General features: G+C 72.5%; 16 protein-coding genes and 2 tRNA genes. 8 read left to right on the top strand and 10 right to left on the bottom strand.

Features of this window, described 5'->3' with window-relative positions; all coding sequences use genetic code 11:
* Positions 1 to 4 precede the first annotated feature (4 nt).
* Genes ACFQ8Y_RS02400 through ACFQ8Y_RS02375 form a run of 6 tightly spaced genes read left to right on the top strand, consistent with a single transcriptional unit; the run spans position 5 to position 8,962 of the window.
* A complete protein-coding gene (locus tag ACFQ8Y_RS02400; RefSeq protein ID WP_430584481.1) occupies positions 5 to 1,420 on the top strand; it encodes a Stp1/IreP family PP2C-type Ser/Thr phosphatase in 1,416 nt (471 codons plus the stop codon).
* On the top strand, positions 1,417 to 2,991 hold the full coding sequence (locus ACFQ8Y_RS02395) for an FtsW/RodA/SpoVE family cell cycle protein (RefSeq protein WP_430584480.1): 1,575 nt from the start codon (positions 1,417 to 1,419) through the stop codon (positions 2,989 to 2,991). Before ACFQ8Y_RS02400 ends, ACFQ8Y_RS02395 begins: the two co-directional genes overlap by 4 nt.
* Positions 2,988 to 4,451, top strand: a complete 1,464-nt coding sequence (locus ACFQ8Y_RS02390) for a peptidoglycan D,D-transpeptidase FtsI family protein (protein WP_430549436.1) — start codon at positions 2,988 to 2,990, stop codon at positions 4,449 to 4,451. Before ACFQ8Y_RS02395 ends, ACFQ8Y_RS02390 begins: the two co-directional genes overlap by 4 nt.
* Positions 4,448 to 5,995: a protein kinase gene (locus ACFQ8Y_RS02385; protein ID WP_430584479.1), complete on the top strand. Its 1,548-nt coding sequence runs from the start codon at positions 4,448 to 4,450 to the stop codon at positions 5,993 to 5,995. The genes ACFQ8Y_RS02390 and ACFQ8Y_RS02385 overlap by 4 nt, the downstream gene beginning before the upstream one ends.
* Positions 5,996 to 8,014 (top strand): Stk1 family PASTA domain-containing Ser/Thr kinase, encoded by a 2,019-nt coding sequence (pknB, locus tag ACFQ8Y_RS02380; RefSeq protein ID WP_430549434.1) that lies wholly within the window; start codon positions 5,996 to 5,998, stop codon positions 8,012 to 8,014. It begins immediately after the preceding gene.
* Between the two features lie 48 nt (positions 8,015 to 8,062).
* Positions 8,063 to 8,962 carry an aminoglycoside phosphotransferase family protein gene (locus ACFQ8Y_RS02375; RefSeq protein WP_430584478.1) on the top strand — a complete coding sequence of 300 codons (900 nt, stop codon included), beginning with the start codon at positions 8,063 to 8,065 and terminating at the stop codon, positions 8,960 to 8,962.
* A gap of 32 nt (positions 8,963 to 8,994) precedes the next feature.
* Here the strand turns inward: ACFQ8Y_RS02375 and ACFQ8Y_RS02370 are convergent, their stop codons facing one another.
* A complete protein-coding gene (locus ACFQ8Y_RS02370) occupies positions 8,995 to 9,675 on the bottom strand; it encodes an aminodeoxychorismate/anthranilate synthase component II (protein ID WP_430549432.1) in 681 nt (226 codons plus the stop codon).
* Positions 9,676 to 9,782: 107 nt separating this feature from the next.
* On the bottom strand, positions 9,783 to 10,514 hold the full coding sequence (locus tag ACFQ8Y_RS02365; protein WP_430549431.1) for a DUF881 domain-containing protein: 732 nt from the start codon (positions 10,512 to 10,514) through the stop codon (positions 9,783 to 9,785).
* Positions 10,515 to 10,644: 130 nt separating this feature from the next.
* Here ACFQ8Y_RS02365 and ACFQ8Y_RS02360 point away from each other — a divergent pair, with 130 nt between their 5' ends.
* Positions 10,645 to 10,905, top strand: coding sequence for a cell division protein CrgA (locus ACFQ8Y_RS02360; protein ID WP_430549430.1), 261 nt, complete (start codon positions 10,645 to 10,647; stop codon positions 10,903 to 10,905).
* 74 nt (positions 10,906 to 10,979) lie between these two features.
* On the opposite strand, the gene ACFQ8Y_RS02355 is transcribed toward ACFQ8Y_RS02360, so the two are convergent.
* A complete protein-coding gene (locus ACFQ8Y_RS02355) occupies positions 10,980 to 11,801 on the bottom strand; it encodes a rhomboid family intramembrane serine protease (RefSeq protein ID WP_430549429.1) in 822 nt (273 codons plus the stop codon).
* A 210-nt stretch (positions 11,802 to 12,011) separates the two neighbouring features.
* Positions 12,012 to 12,551: a peptidylprolyl isomerase gene (locus ACFQ8Y_RS02350; protein ID WP_430549428.1), complete on the bottom strand. Its 540-nt coding sequence runs from the start codon at positions 12,549 to 12,551 to the stop codon at positions 12,012 to 12,014.
* A gap of 105 nt (positions 12,552 to 12,656) precedes the next feature.
* Here ACFQ8Y_RS02350 and ACFQ8Y_RS02345 point away from each other — a divergent pair, with 105 nt between their 5' ends.
* Positions 12,657 to 13,667 carry a hypothetical protein gene (locus tag ACFQ8Y_RS02345; protein WP_430584477.1) on the top strand — a complete coding sequence of 337 codons (1,011 nt, stop codon included), beginning with the start codon at positions 12,657 to 12,659 and terminating at the stop codon, positions 13,665 to 13,667.
* Positions 13,668 to 13,751: 84 nt separating this feature from the next.
* On the opposite strand, the gene ACFQ8Y_RS02340 is transcribed toward ACFQ8Y_RS02345, so the two are convergent.
* The 6 genes from ACFQ8Y_RS02340 to gyrA form a co-directional block, all read right to left on the bottom strand.
* On the bottom strand, positions 13,752 to 14,120 hold the full coding sequence (locus ACFQ8Y_RS02340) for a YciI family protein (RefSeq protein ID WP_430549426.1): 369 nt from the start codon (positions 14,118 to 14,120) through the stop codon (positions 13,752 to 13,754).
* A gap of 142 nt (positions 14,121 to 14,262) precedes the next feature.
* A tRNA-Ala gene (locus tag ACFQ8Y_RS02335) sits at positions 14,263 to 14,338 on the bottom strand.
* Positions 14,339 to 14,368: 30 nt separating this feature from the next.
* Positions 14,369 to 14,488 carry a DLW-39 family protein gene (locus tag ACFQ8Y_RS02330; protein ID WP_217700772.1) on the bottom strand — a complete coding sequence of 40 codons (120 nt, stop codon included), beginning with the start codon at positions 14,486 to 14,488 and terminating at the stop codon, positions 14,369 to 14,371.
* A gap of 63 nt (positions 14,489 to 14,551) precedes the next feature.
* Positions 14,552 to 14,625, bottom strand: a tRNA-Ile gene (locus tag ACFQ8Y_RS02325).
* A 116-nt stretch (positions 14,626 to 14,741) separates the two neighbouring features.
* The gene (locus tag ACFQ8Y_RS02320) at positions 14,742 to 15,611 is read right to left on the bottom strand and encodes a DUF3566 domain-containing protein (RefSeq protein WP_430584476.1); all 870 of its coding nucleotides are present in this window, start codon (positions 15,609 to 15,611) and stop codon (positions 14,742 to 14,744) included.
* Entirely contained in the window at positions 15,611 to 18,232 is a 2,622-nt protein-coding gene (gene gyrA, locus ACFQ8Y_RS02315; RefSeq protein WP_430584475.1) for a DNA gyrase subunit A, read from the bottom strand. The genes ACFQ8Y_RS02320 and gyrA overlap by 1 nt, the downstream gene beginning before the upstream one ends.
* Positions 18,233 to 18,246 lie beyond the last annotated feature (14 nt).

The raw sequence follows: 18,246 nt of genomic DNA, 5'->3' as shown, positions 1-18,246 counted from the left end.
CTCCGTGACCCTCACCCTGCGCTACGCCGCGCGGTCCGACGTCGGGCTCGTGCGGTCCAACAACCAGGACTCCGCGTACGCCGGGCCGCACCTGCTGGCCGTCGCCGACGGCATGGGCGGGCACGCGGGCGGCGACGTCGCGTCGCGGCTCGCGATCGCCGCCCTCGCGCCGCTCGACCGCACGGAGCACGGCCCCGAGGAGGCGCTGACCGACCTCGAGCAGACCGTGGAGCGTGCCCGGCAGGACCTGGTCCGGGTCAGCGACGCCGACCCCGAGCTGGTCGGCATGGGCACCACCGTCACCGCCCTGCTGCACACCGGCACCACCCTGGTGATGGCGCACCTCGGCGACTCGCGCGCCTATCTGCTGCGCGAGGGCCGCCTGACGCAGGTCACGGTGGACCACACGTTCGTGCAGCACCTGGTGGACACCGGCCGCATCTCGCCCGAGGAGGCGGAGCACCACCCGCAGCGCAACGTCGTCATGCGGGTGCTGGGCGACTTCGACGTCGACCTCACGCCCGACATGTCGGTGCGCGAGGCGCGCGCCGGCGACCGGTGGCTGCTCTGCTCGGACGGGCTGTCCGGGTTCGTCTCGCCCGAGCAGATCACCGAGGTGCTCACCGAGACCTCGGCGCCCGACGAGGCGGCCGACCTGCTGATCACGCTGTCCATGACGGCGGGCAGCACCGACAACATCACCGTCGTCGTCGCCGACGTCGTGGAGGACGGCGACGCCCCCGCGACCGAGGACGCGGCGTCGGCCCCGGTCGAGGGCGCGACCGTGCCGCAGGTCGTGGGCGCGGCCGCGACGGGCGAGCTCCCCGCGGTCCTCCAGAACCCGGTCGAGGACCCGGCCGACGACCCCGTGCCCACCGAGCAGGACGCCGACGACGACGACCCGGACGACCCCGAGGACGACGACGACGCCCGGCCAGCCCGCAAGCGCCGTCCCTGGATCACGGTGCTCGTGGTGCTCGTGGTGCTCGGCGGCCTCGGGTACGGCCTCTGGCGCGCGTACGGCTGGACGCAGCAGCAGTACTACGTCGGCGTCGCCGACGGCGAGGTCGCCGTCTTCCAGGGCATCCCGGCCAGCGCCGGCCCCCTCACCCTCTCCACCCCGGTGGAGCTCACCGGCACCCCGGTCTCCGACCTGCCGGACTACTGGGCGGATCGCCTCGACGGGTCCATCCGGGCGTCGTCCGAGGCCGAGGCTCGCGAGCGAGCGGACCGGCTCATCACCGAGGCCGCCCCCGAGCCGACCCCGTCCCCCACCCCCTCCGCGACCCCGTCGAGCACGCCGTCCCCCTCGAAGAGCACGGCGACCTCGAAGCCCTCGAAGCAGCCCGCCGACTCCGAGCAGGCGGCGGGCACGACCGACAGCGCCGACAGCAAGGCCGACGGGGGGTCGAAGGGGTGAGCGCCGCCGTCGAGACCCCCGCCGGGCGCACGGTCGAGCCCACCGAACGCCGTCCCGCACGCCTGGCCGAGCTGTTCCTGCTGATCCTCGCCCTGACCGCGGGCATCAGCGCGTTCGCGATGGTCGGCCGCAGCGTCACGGGCGAGCTGCCCGGCGACTTCTGGGCCGTCAGCCTGCTCCTGGTGGGCATCGCCGCAGCCGCGCACGTCGTGCTGCGCCTCCGCGCGCCGTGGGCCGACCAGGTGATCCTGCCCGCGGTCGTGCTGCTCAACGGGCTCGGCCTGGCCATGATCCTGCGGCTGGAGCTCGCGGGCACGAAGGGCGCCGACGCCTGGTCGCAGATGATGTACACCGCGCTCGGCGCGGTCATCGCGATCCTCCTCGTCTGGTTCCTGCGCGACCACCGCTGGATCCGCCGCCTCACCTACACGGCGATGCTGGTGGGCCTGGGGCTCGTCGTCCTGCCGCTGCTGCCCGTCATCGGGCGCGAGATCAACGGCGCCCGCATCTGGGTGAACATCGCCGGCTTCTCCCTGCAGCCCGCCGAGTTCGCGAAGATCGCGTTCGCGATCTTCTTCGCCGGCTACCTCGTGACCAACCGCGACACCCTGGCCCTGGCGGGCAAGAAGGTGCTCGGCCTGCAGCTGCCGCGCATCCGCGACCTCGGCCCGATCATCATCGTGTGGGCCGCGTCGCTGGCCGTCCTCGTCTTCGAGCGCGACCTGGGCACCTCGCTGCTGTTCTTCGGGCTGTTCGTCGCGATGCTGTACCTCGCCACCGAGCGGTTCAGCTGGGTGCTCATCGGCCTCGTGCTGTTCGCGGCGGGCGCGCTCGTCGCCGCAAGCGTGTTCCCGCACGTCGGCGCCCGCATGGACGTCTGGCTGCACCCGTTCGACAACGAGCTGTACAACGCGGTCGGCGGGTCGTACCAGATCGTGCAGGGCACGTTCGCGCTCGCCGCGGGGGGCCTGTTCGGCACCGGCTGGGGCGAGGGCTACCCGTACCTCGTGCCGTACGCCTTCTCCGACTTCATCTACTCCTCGCTGGGCGAGGAGCTCGGTCTCACCGGCCTGCTCGCCATCCTGCTGGCGTACCTGCTCATCGTGCAGCGCGGCCTGCGCACGGCGATCGCGGTGCGCGACGGCTTCGGCAAGCTGCTGGCCGGCGGCCTCGCGTTCGTCATGGCGCTGCAGCTCTTCGTCGTCGTCGGCGGCATCACGCGGATCATCCCGCTCACCGGCCTGACGCTGCCGTTCATGGCGCAGGGCGGGTCGTCGCTGCTCGCCAACTGGATCGTCATCGCGCTGCTGCTGCGGATCTCCGACAACGCCCGGCGCCCGTCGGCGCTGCCGATGCGCGGCACGATCGCGCAGGGCGGCGCCATGCACGACCCCATCGTGGTCGGCGCGCACGACGGGACGACGCCGGGGGGCGGCGTCCCCGTCCGCCGGTCCGCCGCGGACGCGCCCTCGCGCGGGTCGACGCCGTCGCACCCCACCGAGGCGTTCGGCGGACCGCTGGACCCCCGACGCGACGATCCCCGAGGCACGACTGGAGGTGAGCACCTGTGAACACGACCCTGCGCCGGCTCGCGAGCGTCGTCATGGTCATGTTCCTGGCGCTCATGGTGTCGACCACGTGGATCCAGTTCTTCCACGCCGACGAGCTGAACAGCGACACCCGCAACATCCGCTCGATCTACGCCGAGTACGGGCGCGCCCGCGGCCCGATCGTCGTCGGGGGCGAGGCGGTCGCGCTGTCCAAGCCCGTCGACGACGAGTTCGGCTACCAGCGCGAGTACACGAACGGCAAGCTCTACGCGCCGCTGACCGGCTTCTTCTCGCTGGCCAACGGCACGACGGCGATCGAGCACGCCGAGAACGACTACCTCAACGGGCAGGCCGACGCCCTGTGGGTGGACCGGCTGCAGAACCTGCTCACCGGTCGTGACCCGGAGGGGTCGTCGGTGGAGCTCACCATCGACCCGAAGGCGCAGAAGGCCGCCTGGGACGCGCTCGGCGACCAGCAGGGCGCCGTCGTCGCGCTCGACCCGAAGACCGGCGCCGTCCTCGCGATGGTGTCCAAGCCCTCCTTCGACCCGAACGACCTGGCGTCGCACTCCACCAAGGAGGCAGGCCAGGCGTACACCGACCTGCTCAACGACGACGACGACCCGCTGGTCAACCGCGCCACGGCGTGGAACCCGCCCCCGGGCTCGACGTTCAAGCTCGTCACGACGGCCGCCGCGCTCGAGAGCGGCGACTACACGCCCGACACGGTGATCGACGCCCCGTCCACCTACACCCTGACCGGCACGAGCACCCAGGTCGGGAACTTCGCGGGCACCTCCTGCGCCTCCTCGGGGGAGATGACGCTGGCCGACGCGCTGCGGATCTCCTGCAACACGGCCTTCCTGGGTCTCGGTGGCGAGCTCGGCGCCGACGCGATGAACGAGCAGGCCGAGAAGTTCGGGTTCGGCAGCAGGTACGAGGTCCCGTTCTCGACCGCCGCGAGCCAGTACGACCCCGACCCGGACGAGATGAACTCTGCGCAGGTGGAGCTGTCCGGAATCGGCCAGGGCAGCGTGGCCGCCACGCCGATGCAGGTCGCCATGGTCTCCGCCGCGATCGCGAACGGCGGCGAGGTCATGCAGCCCTACTCGGTCGACACGGTCCGCGACCCGCAGCTCGAGGTGGTCCGCCAGACGTCGCCCACCAGCCTCGGCCGTGCCGTCTCGGACAAGACCGCGAGCCAGCTCACCGACATGATGAAGAGCGTCGTCGAGTCCGGGTCGGGCACCACCGCCCAGATCCCGGGCGTCCAGGTGGCCGGCAAGACCGGCACCGCCCAGCACGGCGACAACTCCCAGCCGCCGCACGTGTGGTTCACCGGGTTCGCGCCGGCCGACGACCCGCAGGTCGCCGTGGCCGTCGTCGTCAAGAACGGCGGGAAGCTCGGCGGCCAGGCCACCGGCGGCTCGGTGTCCGCGCCGATCGCGAAGGCCGTCATGGAAGCGGTGCTGAACGGATGAGGCCGTCCACGGGGCTCGCGCTCGGCGAGCGTTACCGCCTCACGCGCCGGATCGCGATCGGCGGCATGGGCGAGGTCTGGGTGGCCGACGACGGCTACCTGGGCCGCGAGGTCGCCGTGAAGGTGCTCCGCGAGGAGTACACGGGCAACGAGGACTTCCTGCGCCGCCTGCGCACGGAGGCGCGCAACAGCGCCGCCCTGTCGCACCCGAACATCGCCCAGATGTACGACTACGGCGAGCAGGACGGCGCCGGCTTCCTCGTCATGGAGCTGGTGCTGGGCGAGCCGCTGGCCGACCTGCTGGAGCGCGAGCCCGTCGTCGCGCCCCGCAAGCTGCTGCCGATCCTCGCCGCCACGGCGCGGGGCCTGCACCACGCGCACCTGGCCAAGGTGGTGCACCGCGACGTCAAGCCCGGCAACATCCTGCTGGAGCACGGCGGCAGCGTGAAGATCACCGACTTCGGCGTCTCGCTCGCCGCGAACCAGGCCCCCATGACGGCCACCGGCATGGTCATGGGCACGGCGCAGTACCTGTCGCCCGAGCAGGCGGTGGGGCAGCCCGCGACGGCGGCGTCCGACCTGTACGCGCTCGGCGTCGTCGCGTACGAGGCGACGGCGGGCAAGCGCCCGTTCACGGGCTCGACGCCGGTCGACATCGCCGTGGCGCACGTCAACGCCCCGGTCCCGCCCCTGCCCACGCACGTGCACCCGGGTCTCGCGGACGTCATCGGGCGCATGCTCGAGAAGGACCCGTCGCGCCGACCCGAGTCGGCCGCCGCGCTCGCGGGGGAGCTCGAGTCGCTCGCCCGCGAGATCGCGGAGGACCCGCTGGGCGCCCGGTCCCGGTCCGCGCGGCGCGCCGCCGCCGCCCGCCAGGGCGCCCGACCCGCCCGCGCCGTCCCCGCGCACGCCGCCCCCACGACGCCGCGACCCGCCGGCCCGACCGGCCCCTCAGGTCCCGCCGGCACCGCCGGCCCGAACGCTCCCGCCGGCCCCGCCACGCCGCCGTCGGCCGCGCTGCCGGTCGCCTGGTCGTCGGTCACGGCGTCCGACGACGAGCGCACGACGGCCTCCGGGCCGGCGCCCCACGGCGACGAGCCGGCCCCGCCGACGCCCGTCGACGACCTCGCCGCCGGCCGCGCCTACCCGCTGCGCCGCGACGTGCGCGCCGGCGCCCACGACGCCCGCCGTCCCCCGGTGCGCAAGACCGCCCCGACCGGCACCCGGAGCCGTTCGGCGTCCCGCGCCGCGCCCGAGGCGAAGCCGGAGCGCCGGACGTCCACGTCGACGGGCCAGCGCTTCGGCCCCCTCGGGCGCCTCTCCTGGCCGCTGCTCGCGCTGCTCGGCCTCCTCGTCGTCCTGCTGCTCGCCACCATCGTGCAGGCCATGGCGGCCGACGCCGGGGGCCAGGCGGCGGCCCTCCTGGTGGGACCGGCCCTCGCGGTCTCCCGCCCCTCCCGCACGGTTGCCCCTCCCTCCTCTGGGATGATGCTCCGAGACACGCCGCGCGCCCCGCGCGCGGCCATGACCGAGAAGGACTTCTGAGTGGTGGACAACACGCCCCGGGTACTCGCCGGCCGCTACGAGGTCGGTGAGCTCATCGGCCGCGGCGGCATGGCCGAGGTGCACATCGGGCACGACACGCGCCTGGGTCGCACCGTCGCGATCAAGGTGCTGCGGTCCGACCTCGCCCGCGACCCGTCCTTCCTGGCACGGTTCCGTCGCGAGGCCCAGTCGGCCGCCGCGCTGAACCACCCCGCCATCGTCGCCGTGTACGACACCGGCGAGGACACGCACACGGACACGCAGGGCGCGTCCGTGCACGTCCCGTTCATCGTCATGGAGTACGTCGAGGGCCACACGGTCCGCGACATCCTCCAGGACGGCGCGGCGGTGCCGATCGAGGAGGCCGTCGAGATCACGGCGGGCATCCTCAGCGCGCTCGAGTACTCGCACCAGGCCGGCATCGTGCACCGCGACATCAAGCCCGCCAACGTGATGATCACGCCGACGGGCGCGGTCAAGGTGATGGACTTCGGCATCGCCCGAGCGATGGCGGACTCCGCCGCGACCATGACGCAGACGCACGCCGTCATCGGCACGGCCCAGTACCTGTCGCCCGAGCAGGCCCGCGGCGAGACGGTGGACGCCCGCAGCGACCTGTACTCCACCGGGTGCGTGCTGTTCGAGCTGCTCACCGGGCGTCCGCCGTTCATGGGCGACTCCCCGGTCGCCGTGGCGTACCAGCACGTCGGGCAGGCGCCGCAGCGACCCAGCGAGCTCGCCTCGGACGTGCCCGAGGTGCTCGACCGCATCGTGCTCAAGGCGCTCACGAAGGACCGCGACGCCCGCTACTCGACGGCGGCGGAGTTCCGCGCGGACCTCGAGACCGCGCTGCGCGGGGGTGACGTCACCGCGCCGCTCATCGGCGCGGCCATGGCCGGCGCCGCGGCGACGCAGGTCATGGGCCAGCCCCAGGGCACGCAGGTGATGGACCCGGCGAGCACGTCGCAGTGGGGCACCACCGGTGTCCAGGGCGCGAACGGCGAGCCCGACGACGAGAAGAAGAGCCGCAAGGGGCTCATGTGGACGCTCATCGCGATCGGCGCCGTCGCGCTGGCCGCGATCATCACGTTCCTCGTCATGAACGGCGCCGAGGCCAAGACCACCGTGCCCGAGCTCAAGTCCAACGTCACGCCGGCCGAGGCGGAGCGGGAGATCACGGCCGCGGGGCTCGAGTACGAGCAGGCCGTGGACACCGAGTCCACGGAGCCGGAGAACACCTTCCTGGGGCAGAACCCGGCGGGCGGCGCCGAGGTGGACCGCGGGACCATCGTCACCGTGACGTTCTCCGCCGGCCCGGACACCGTCGCCGTGCCGAAGCTCTCCGGCCTCACGCAGGACGAGGCCGAGGCAGAGCTCGAGAAGCTGAACCTCACGCTCGGCGAGGTCTCGCAGGAGAACAGCAAGGGCGTCGAGAAGGACCACGTCGTCAAGTCCGACCCGGCCGAGGGTCAGGCGGTCAGCGAAGGATCGGCCGTCGACATCGTCGTCTCCACCGGTCAGGTCGACCTGCCGAACCTGGTGGGCATGACCGAGGGCAAGGCCAAGGAGACGATCACCAACCTCGGGCTCAACTCGGAGACCAGCACCGAGGAGAGCGACGAGAAGGCCGGCACCGTGATCCGCCAGAGCCCGCAGTCCGGTTCGGTCCCGCAGGGCAGCGGGGTCTCGATCGTCATCGCCAAGGAGAAGGCCCCGGAGATGACGACGGTGCCGAACGTCGTCGGGCAGACTGCTGCGGACGCCCAGGCCGCCATCAGCGGCGCGAGCCTGAACCCGCAGATCACCTTCGAGCCCTCGGACGACGTGCCGAACGGCACGGTGATCTCCCAGGACCCGGAGGGCGGGGAGGCCGAGGTCGGCTCGAACGTCGCCGTCGTGGTGTCCAGCGGCCCGGAGGCGGAGGAGACGCCCACGGGTGAGCCGTCCGGCGACCCCACGGACGACGAGACCGACGACGCCGGCGGGCTGCCGGGTCTCGACCTCGGCGGCGACAGCTAGGGCCGGTCGAGCTCCCCAGCCACATCGGATCCACTAAGGTCGCTCAGCATGACCGAGGTCGACATCACCGCCGGCCTCGTCCGCGACCTGCTGCGGGACCAGCACCCGGACCTGGCGGAGCTGCCCCTCCGCGAGGTGGAGGGCGGCTGGGGCAACCAGATGTGGCGGCTCGGGGACGAGCTCGCCGTGCGCATCCAGCGGATGGATACCGTCCCCGATCACCAGCTCAAGGAGCGCCGGTGGCTGCCGCTGCTCGCCCCGCGTCTGCCGTTGCCCATCCCCGTCCCGGTGCGCAGTGGTGCGCCCTCCGAGCGGTTCCCCAAGGTGTGGACGGTCATGACCTGGGTGCCGGGCACGCCGCTGGACCACGCGTCGATCACCCGCGGCGAGCACGCGGCCGACACCCTGGCGGCGTTCCTCCGGGCGCTGCATGTGGCAGCGCCCGCCGACGCCCCGACAGAGGGCGGGCGCGGCGCGCATCCCCACGACTGGTCAGACGGCTTCGACCACTTCTTCGACTCCGTCGACGCCGATGCGATCGGCTCCGACGCCGCCGACGTCCGGGCGGTCTGGGACGACGCGGTCTCGGCCGCGGCGTGGGCGGGTCCGCCGGTGTGGGTGCACGGCGACCTGCACCCCGCGAACATGGTCGTCGCGGACGGGACGCTGGCCGGCGTCGTCGACTTCGGTGACCTGTCCGCCGGCGACCCGGCGTCCGACCTGGCGGCCGCCTGGGTCCTGCTGCCGAAGGGCGCGGCCGCACGCTTCTTCGCCGCCTACGGGGAGGCGGACGACGCGACGGTCCGGCGCGCCCGCGGGCTGGCCGCGCTGAAGAGTCTCTTCCTGATGCTGATGGGCCAGAACGGGGACCGTGGCCTTCCCGGCGGCAAGCCGGCATGGGGTCCAGCCGGACGGGCGGCTCTCGACCGGGTCCTGGCGAGCGTCTGACCCGGCTTCCCGACGAGCCGCTCGGGGCGACGTCAGCCCTGGTGCACCAGCGGTGCCATGCCGGCGGACCGCTCGACCGCGCCGTCGTCGCCGCACACGGCGAGCCAGTTGGCGAGCAGCCGGTGCCCGCCCTCGGTGAGCACGGACTCGGGGTGGAACTGCACACCGTGCAGCGGCAGCTCGCGGTGCTGGAGACCCATGACGACGCCGCTCGCCGTCGCGCCCGTCACCTCGAGCTCGGCGGGCACGGTCTCCGGGAGCACGGCGAGGGAGTGGTAGCGCGTGGCCGTGAACGGCGACGCGAGGCCGTCGAGCACGCCCTCGCCGTCGTGCTCGACGAGGCTGGTCTTGCCGTGCATGAGCTCCGGCGCGTGCGCGACCGTGGCGCCGTACACCTCCGCGAGGGCCTGGTGGCCCAGGCACACGCCGAGCATCGGCGTGCGGGAGCGGGCGCAGGCGCGGATGACGTCCTCCGACGAGCCGGCCTCCTTCGGGGTGCCGGGGCCGGGGGAGACGAGCACGCCGTCGAAGGGCGCGCCGTCCGCGTCGTGGAAGACGCCGTCGGCGTCGGGCTCGGGCACGGCGTCGTTGCGCACCACGACGGTGCGTGCCCCGAGCTGGTCGAGGTAGCCGACGATCGTGTAGACGAACGAGTCGTAGTTGTCGACCACGAGGATGCGCGGGCCGGCGGGGGTGGGAGCGGGGGTGGTCATGGCTGTCTCGCTTCGGGGAGGTGGTCAGGCGGGCTGCGGGGCGGGACGGCGGCCACGCCATCGCCGGCCCGGCCCCGGCACCGCGGCGCCCACGACGGTCGTGGCGCTCACGAGAACACGTCCGTGCCGGCGGGGACCGTCGCGTACTTCATCTCGGAGCTGCCGGTGTACGCGGGGAGCTGGAGCGTGCCCGCGTCCTTGACCGACCAGCCGAGGGCGACCCAGTCGACGTACTGCTGGTAGATCGCGACGCCCGGGTCCGCGTCGAGCGAGTCCCGCAGCTCCTGGGGGTCGCCCACCGCCTCGATCACGTACGGAGGGGAGAAGACCTTGCCGTGCAGCAGCAGGATGTTGCCGGAGCAGCGGAACGCCGACGTCGCGGTGACGCGCTCGCCCTGCAGCGTCATCGCCTCGGCGCCGCCCGCCCACAGCGCGTTGATCACGTGCTGCACGTCCTGCTGGTGCACGACCAGGTCGTCCGGCCGCACCCCGGCGATCGACTGGCTGGACGCGGGCGCATCGTCGAGCGCCACCCGCAGCCCGGGCCCCGAGACGGCCGCGGCGCCGGTGACGACCGACTCGTCGGCCACGAGGTCGGCGCTCCGCGTGGGCAGGTCCGTGCCGGTCTGCTTGCCGAGGTCGTCGATCTCTGCCTCGAGCTCGTTCATGCGGTCGGTGAGGCCGGCCACCCGGTCGGACTCCGTGGTGACGAGCTCGGCGAGGTCCTGCGGGTCGCGACCGTCCTTGGTGTCAGCGAGCTGCGCGCTGGCGGTGAACAGGAGCCCGGACGCGGCGAGGACGCACGCGACGGTCGCGCTCTGGCGCAGTCGGCGGTTCATCGGCACCCCTGTCAGTCCCCTGCTGTCCTTCTCGAGCCTGCTGACGACTACGCTAGTCGACAGAATCGCCGACGGTGGCGGGCATCCGGCCCGCGGCCGCCACCCACCCGTCCGGACAGGAGACCTCCCCGTGCCCGAGTCGAAGTCCCGCAAGAAGAAGAGCACGCCCGACGAGCAGCCGGTCACGCCGAAGGCGAAGCCGCAGGGCAACCCCCGCTGGCTGGTGCCGACGATGCTCACGCTCATGCTGCTGGGCCTCGCGTGGATCGTCCTGTACTACCTCACGGCACAGGGCCTGGGGCTCCCGATCCCGGCGCTCGGCGCCTGGAACCTCGCCGTCGGGTTCGTGCTGATCATCGCGGGTTTCGGGCTCACCACGCGCTGGCGCTGACGCCAGGACTTCCACCCGTGTAGTTCGTTCCACACCTGTGGGCAACCCTGTGGACGACGGGTCGGGCCGTGCGGTCAGAGCCAGCCGACGGAGGCGTACTTCCACAGGGTCGCGGCCACGAGGACGACGGCCACCCCCAGCGGCAGCAGCCATCCCACGAGCGCCTGCCGCTCGCGGGGCGCGAAGGCGAAACCTGCGCCCATCGCCAGTCCGACCGCCAGGCCGCCCAGGTGCGCCTGCCACGCGATCCCGCCGACGAAGAACGGGATCGCCATGTTGATGGCGATGAGCACGAGGATCTGCGCGGCGCTGCGCCCGGTGCGGCGCAGGACCGGGATGATCGCGCCGAACAGCCCGAAGACGGCCCCGGAGGCCCCGACGACGGCGGTGTTCCACCCGCCGTCGATCGTCGGCGTCGCGAGCAGCAGGTAGCCCACCGAACCGCCGATCGCCGACAGCACGTACAGCGCGACGAAGCGTCCGCGCCCGAACGCCTGCTCGAGGAACGGGCCGGTGAGCCACAGGGCATACATGTTGAACAGGATGTGCAGGATGCTGGTGGAGTGCAGGAACGCCGCGGTGAGGAAGCGCCACGGCTGGTCCAGCCCCACGGACGGGGCGAACGCCCACCGTTGCGTCCACTCACCGCCCGTGACGAGCTGCAGCACCCAGCTCACCACGCACAGCGCGACGATCGTCAGCGTGACGACCGGCCGCCCGCCCCGCACCGTGCCCCCGAACATCGTGCGTGCGCTCGGGACCGCGCGCGACGCCTCCTTGACGCAGTCGACGCACTGGATCCCGACGGCGGCGGGCCGCTGGCACTCGGGGCACGTCGGCCGGCCGCAGCGCTGGCAGCGCACGTAGGAGACGCGGTCCGGGTGCCGCGGGCACACCGGCGGCGCGTCGGCAGGCTGTCCGAACTGCGGGGCTGGCGGTGTCGAGATGAGTCGGCCCTCCGTGAGGCGATGGAAAGGTCAGGGTCGGGAACCTCGTCGCAGTTCCATCTTTCCCGAAGTGGAGCGCCCCTTGGGCGCGTGAACGGGACTGCGACGAGGTTCCCGACCCCGACCGTGACCAGGTGACCCGGTTTCGGTCTGTGTCGGTCAGTCCTCGATGGTGACGCTGTTGATGACGATGTCCTGGACGGGGCGGTCGCCCGGTCGGGTCGGGGTGTCACCGATCGCGTCGACGACGGCGCGGGAACCGTCGTCCACGACCTTGCCGAAGATGGTGTGCTTGCCGTTCAGCCACGGGGTGTCGCCCGTCGTGATGAAGAACTGCGAGCCGTTGGTGCCCTCGACGGCGCCCGTGACGGGGTTGCGGCGCTTGCCGGCGTTCGCCATCGCGAGGATGTACTTGCCGTCGAACTGGAGCTCGGGGTGGATCTCGTCGTCGAAGGTGTAGCCGGGGCCGCCGGTGCCGGTGCCCAGCGGGTCCCCGCCCTGGATCATGAAGTTGTCGATGACGCGGTGGAAGATCACGCCGTCGTACAGGGGGTCGTTGCGCTCGGCGCCCGTGGCCGGGTCCGTCCACGTCGTGGTGCCCTTGGCCAGCCCGACGAAGTTCGCGACGGTCTTGGGCGCGTGGTTCGGCAGCAGCTCGATGCGGATGTCACCGGCGGTGGTGTGGAGGGTTGCGAACATGCCCTCATCCTCTCACCCTCCCTCTCACCATCCGTCTCCACGACCCGCACGGCGCGGCCCGCGCGTACCGCTGCAGGCCAGGGCGCCAGGTGGCACAGTGGGTCCATGGTGCGAAAGAACGTGGGCGACAGCGTCAAGGACACTGCCAAGGACCAGGCCGAGAAGCTCTCCGCCAAGGTGAGCTCGACGATCAACGACATCGACACCGAGAAGCTCAAGGGCTCCGCGACCGAGGCGGCCGCCGTCCTGGTCGACGTCGGCGCCCGTGCTGCGGGCGGGGCGAAGGACGCCGCGAACCAGGCCAAGGACTGGGCCGAGCCGCGGGTCGACTCGTTCCTCGAGTGGCTCGTGCCCCGCGCCGAGAAGGCGTGGCGCGAGAGCGTGCTCGCGGCGGCGCCGCGGGTCGAGAAGGCCGCCGACAAGGCGGGCCCGCTCGTGGACACCGCGCACGACAAGATCGTGGACGACTACCTGCCGCGGGTCGTCACCGCCTTCAACGAGGCGGCGACGCGCGCCGGGGCCGCCGCAGGTGCGGCCGGCGTCCTGGCGGCGGACGCCGCGCGCGACGCCGCGGAGAAGGCCGGACGCGCGGGCAAGAAGGCCGCGAAGAAGGCGGCCAAGGAGGCCACCAAGGCCCAGGCCGCCGCCGAGAAGGCGGCGGAGAAGGCCGCCAAGGAGGCCGAGAAGTCCGGCAAGGGCAAGGGGCTCTTCTGGTTCCTCGCGCTCGCCGGGGCCGCCGTGGCAGGCTATGCCTTTTGGCGCCGCGCCCAGCCGCAGAACGACCCGTGGGCCGAGCCCTGGGAGCAGCAGTCGGGCCCGGACTACGACGGCGCGGCCCGCGACGCGCGGCACGCCGTCGCCGACGCGGCGGAGGCGGTCGGCGAGGCCGCGGGGCACGCCGTCGCGAAGGGCCGCGAGGCCGCCGAGCGCGCCTCGGAGAAGGCCGCCGAGCTCGGCGAGGAGGTCACCGAGGCTGTGGACAAGGCCAAGGACAAGGCGACCGACGCCGCCAAGAAGGCCACGAACCGCACGCGCTCGGCCGCCCGCAAGACCGAGGACGCCGCCGAGGACGCGGCGGACGCCGCGAAGGACGCGGGGGAGGGCGACAAGGCCTGATCCGACCGCCGTCCGGGACGGCACCGCACCGCTCGCCGCAGGGCCCCGTCCACAGGACGGGGCCCTGCGGCTCTCGGTCGGTCGTCAGCCGGACGGCACGTCCTGGAACGCCCGGACCTCGACCCGACCGCCGAGCGCCTCGGCCGCCAGGGTGCCCCATGCGATGGCCGCGGCGTCGTCCGCCGCCTCGATCACCCAGAGCCCGCCGAGGTACTCGGGAGCCTCGACGAACGGTCCCGGGGCGACGGTCGCCGTCTCACCCGACCCGTCGATCGTCGTGGCCGTGCTCGGCGGGTGCAGTCCTCCGGCGAACCGCAGCGCGTCCGCGGCCTCCAGCGACTCGTTGAAGGCGCCCACCGCCGCGAGCGTCGCCTCCAGCTCGTCCGGGTCCATCGTCGCCATCGTGGGTTCGGTCTCGGAGTCGTGCGGCACGGACAGCAGGTACAGCGTCATCGTGACCCCCTCGTCGTGACGGCCGGCCGGTCGGCGGGCCCACCCACCACCATGCGGGACCGGGGGCGGGGGCTCAACACCTCGGGCACGCCGGCACGGAACGACGAGACCCCGCACGCCGGCAGGCGTACGGGGTCTTCGGTGGTGGAGCCAAGGGGACTCGAACCCCTAACCCCCTGCTTGCAAAGCAGGTGCGCTACCAATTGCGCCATGGCCCCTGGCGGCCTCGTCAGACGGGCCGGGCGTGCTCAGTCGATGGTGTCGGTGACCTCGGACCACAGGTCCCGGTCGGCCGAGTCCTCGTTGAGACGGCGCCAGACCAGGTAACCCGCGCCCAGCGCGAGCAGGAGGACGAACAGCTTCTTCATCTTCTGCCTCCTCGTCACGACCGTCGTCGTGCGTCTCGGGCCCGGGCCTGAGGTGGCCTGGAGTGGGGCTAGGAGGACTTGAACCTCCGACCTCTTCCTTATCAGGGAAGCGCTCTAACCGTCTGAGCTATAGCCCCGAGCGCGCCCCCGCGAGGGAGCGCGTGCAGCACGGAACATTACCGTACGCGCGGGTCCGTTCCCAAACCGGGGGTGCCGTCGCGCGGTGTGACGTCGGTCCCGGTCGGGACGGGGTTCACTCGTCCGTCAGCGTGAGGTGCACGCCGCCGACGAGTGCTGCGGTGATGTTGTACAGGATGGCCATGATCGTGGCGAGCGCGGTCAGCAGCACCACGTTGACGATGGCGATCAGCACCGACAGGGAGACGACCCGGTCGAACTCGATGAACTGCATGAGGTTCACGGCCTGCGGGCCGATCGTCTCGCTCAGGAAGCCCTGGATCTTCGCGAACGTGCCCATGTCGTTGAGCACGTACCAGACCACCATCGTCGCGACGACGGTGATGAAGCCGATCGCGACGGACAGCAGGAACGCCAGCTTCATGATCGACCACGGGTCGACGCGCGAGACCGACAGCCGCACGCGGCGCGCGCCGGCGCCGGGCTGCGCGGCCCCGACCATCGGGCTCCCCACGGGGGCCGCGGCGGCAGGAGCGGCCGTCCCGTGCACGCCACCGGCCGAGTAGTGCATCTCCGGACGCGGCTCGGCGGGCTTCGCGGCGTTCTTGGCCGTGCCCGTGACGCCGGTGCTGCCCGTGCCGTCCTGCGCCTTGGCCGGCGCCTCCGGCATGACCGACTGGACCTTCTTCGCCGCACTCCGCGCGGCGGCGAGGGCGGCGGCAGCGGCCTTCACCGCGCCTTCCTTGACGGGGGACGCGCCCTGGGCGGCGGTGGTGCCGTCCGAGGTGACGCCGGCAACGGGCGACGGGGCGGCGACCGGCGGTGCGGGCGGTGCGGGCACCTCACCGAGTCGGACGGCGCCGGCGGACGCCGTGGCCGGCGCCGCGCCCGCAGCCGGGCTGCGGCGGTGGGTCGAGTCGTCGATCTCCGCCTCCCGCGTGGGAGGCGCCGACGACGCCCGGGTCGACGCGCTGTTCTCCGTCATCAGTCCTCGTCCCCGCTCGTGGTCTGCTCGTCGGCGGCCTGCTCGTCCACGCTAACCGACTCGTCGCCGCTTGCCTCGTCGACGTCCCGACGCTCGACGTTACGGGCGACGGCGATGATGCGGTCCCCGCGGTCGGGCTTCGCGAACGTCACGCCCTGCGTGGTGCGGCCGGTGAGGTTCACCTCCGCGACCGCCGAGCGCACGATCTTGCCACGCTCCATGATGACCAGCACCTCGTCGTCCGCCTCCGTGACCAAGGCCCCCACGAGGTCTCCACGAGCCTCGACCAGGTTGGCGACCTTGATGCCGTAGCCGGCGCGGCCCTGGACGCGGTACTCCGTGATCGCGGTGCGCTTCGCGAAGCCGCCCTCGGTCACGACGAACAGGTCCGTCCCCGGGGTGACGACGTCCGCGTTGAGCAGCTCGTCCTCCTCGCGGAACTTCATGCCGGTGACGCCGGACGTCGCGCGGCCCATCGGGCGCAGCGTGTCGTCGTCGGCGGGGAAGCGGATCGACTGGCCCTTGCGGGACACGAGGATGAGGTGGTCGTCCGCGTTCACGAGCCGCGCCGCGACGAGCTCGTCGGGGTGGCCCTCGTCGTCCTCGCGCAGGTTGATGGCGATGAGGCCGCCCGAGCGCGGCGAGTTGTACTCGCCCAGGCGGGTCTTCTTCACCAGGCCGCGACGGGTCGCGAGCACCAGGTAGTCCGCCGCCTCGTAGTCGGGCAGGTCCAGCACCTGGGCGATGTGCTCGCCCGGCTGGAACGCCAGCATGTTCGCCACGTGCTGGCCCTTGGCGTCCCGACCGCCCTCGGGCAGCTCGTAGCCCTTGGCGCGGTACACCCGGCCGAGGTTCGTGAAGAACAGCAGCCAGTGGTGCGTCGTCGTGACGAAGAAGTGCTCGACGATGTCGTCCTCGCGCAGCGCGGCACCGCGCACGCCCTTGCCGCCGCGCCGCTGGGCGCGGTAGCTGTCCGAGCGGGTGCGCTTCGCGTACCCGCCGCGCGTGATCGTGACGACGACCTCCTCCTCGGGGATGAGGTCCTCGACCGACATGTCGCCGTCGAACGGCAGCACCGTGGTGCGGCGCTCGTCGCCGTAGCGCGCGACGATGTCGTCGAGCTCGTCCTGGACGATGGTCCGCTGGCGCTCCGGCTTCGCGAGGATGTCCTTGTAGTCCTCGATCTCCCGCTGGAGGGAGTCGTGCTCGTCGATGATCCGCTGGCGCTCGAGGGCGGCGAGCCGGCGCAGCTGCAGCGCCAGGATCGCGTTCGCCTGCTGCTCGTCGACGTCGAGCAGCTCCATCAGGCCGGTGCGGGCCTGCTCGGCGTCGGGGGAGCGGCGGATGAGGGCGATGACCTCGTCCAGCGCGTCGAGGGCCTTGAGGTACCCGCGCAGGATGTGGATCTGGCGCTCGGCCTCCGCCAGCAGGTACTCGGTGCGCCGGCGGACGACCTCGATCTGGTGCGTGGTCCAGTGCCGCACGAAGGCGTCGAGGCTGAGCGTGCGCGGCACGTCGTCGACGAGCGCCACCATGTTCGCGCCGAAGCTGAACTGCAACGGCGTGTGCTTGTACAGGTTGTTCAGCACGACCTTGGCGATCGCATCGCGCTTGAGCACGATGACGAGGCGCTGGCCGGTGCGGCCCGACGTCTCGTCGCGGATGTCCGCGATACCGGCGAGCTTCCCGTCGTTGACGAGGTCCGCGATCTTGCTGGCGAGGTTGTCCGGGTTGACCTGGTACGGCAGCTCGGTGATGACGAGGCAGATCCGGTTCTGGATCTCCTCGACGTTCACGACGGCGCGCATCGTGATGGAGCCGCGGCCGGTGCGGTACGCCTCCTCGATGCCCTTGGTGCCGAGGATCGTGGCGCCGGTCGGGAAGTCCGGCCCCTTGATGCGGAGCATCAGTGCGGCGAGGAGCTCCTCGCGCGACGCGTCGGGGTTCGCGAGGTGCCAGCGCACGCCCTCCGCGACCTCGCGCAGGTTGTGCGGCGGGATGTTGGTCGCCATGCCCACCGCGATGCCGGCGGAACCGTTGACCAGGAGGTTCGGGAACCGGGCGGGCAGGACGACGGGCTCCTGCGTCCGGCCGTCGTAGTTGTCCTGGAAGTCGACCGTGTTCTTCTCGATGTCCCGGACCATCTCCATGGCCAGCGGGGCCATGCGGCACTCGGTGTACCGGGGGGCGGCGGCCGGGTCGTTGCCGGGCGAGCCGAAGTTCCCCTGGCCCGCGACGAGCGGGTAGCGCAGCACCCAGTCCTGCACGAGGCGCACGAGGGTGTCGTAGATCGCGGTGTCGCCGTGCGGGTGGAACTTGCCCATGACGTCGCCCACGACGCGCGAGCACTTCGAGTACGCGCGGTCAGGGCGGTAGCCGCCGTCGTACATCGCGTACAGCACACGGCGGTGCACCGGCTTGAGGCCGTCCCGCACGTCCGGGAGCGCACGCCCGACGATGACGCTCATCGCGTAGTCGAGGTAGCTCCGCTGCATCTCCAGCTGGAGGTCCACCTGGTCGATGCGGCCGTGCTGCACCGTGACCGCACCGTCGGTCGTGTCGATCGCCTCGTCGTCCGGGGCGCCGTCCGTCATGTCGGGACCGGGGGTCTCGTCCGTCACCGTCTACCTTCTTC

It is taken from the genome of Isoptericola sp. NPDC056605 (assembly GCF_042792795.1).
Classification (GTDB): Bacteria; Actinomycetota; Actinomycetes; order Actinomycetales; family Cellulomonadaceae; genus Isoptericola.
Note: the sequence above shows the minus strand (reverse complement) of the source record. Positions and strands in the feature narration are given on the sequence as shown.

Bases quoted from the DNA above. Each gene is read 5' to 3' on its own strand.
- ACFQ8Y_RS02370 (WP_430549432.1), bottom strand. From the start codon at position 9,675: ATGACCACCCCCGCTCCCACCCCCGCCGGCCCGCGCATCCTCGTGGTC.
- ACFQ8Y_RS02350 (WP_430549428.1), bottom strand. From the start codon at position 12,551: ATGTTCGCAACCCTCCACACCACCGCCGGTGACATCCGCATCGAGCTG.
- ACFQ8Y_RS02365 (WP_430549431.1), bottom strand. From the start codon at position 10,514: ATGAACCGCCGACTGCGCCAGAGCGCGACCGTCGCGTGCGTCCTCGCC.
- ACFQ8Y_RS02345 (WP_430584477.1), top strand. From the start codon at position 12,657: ATGGTGCGAAAGAACGTGGGCGACAGCGTCAAGGACACTGCCAAGGAC.
- ACFQ8Y_RS02320 (WP_430584476.1), bottom strand. From the start codon at position 15,611: ATGACGGAGAACAGCGCGTCGACCCGGGCGTCGTCGGCGCCTCCCACG.
- ACFQ8Y_RS02340 (WP_430549426.1), bottom strand. From the start codon at position 14,120: ATGACGCTGTACCTGCTGTCCGTGCCGCACGACTCCGAGACCGAACCC.
- ACFQ8Y_RS02385 (WP_430584479.1), top strand. From the start codon at position 4,448: ATGAGGCCGTCCACGGGGCTCGCGCTCGGCGAGCGTTACCGCCTCACG.
- ACFQ8Y_RS02330 (WP_217700772.1), bottom strand. From the start codon at position 14,488: ATGAAGAAGCTGTTCGTCCTCCTGCTCGCGCTGGGCGCGGGTTACCTG.
- ACFQ8Y_RS02375 (WP_430584478.1), top strand. From the start codon at position 8,063: ATGACCGAGGTCGACATCACCGCCGGCCTCGTCCGCGACCTGCTGCGG.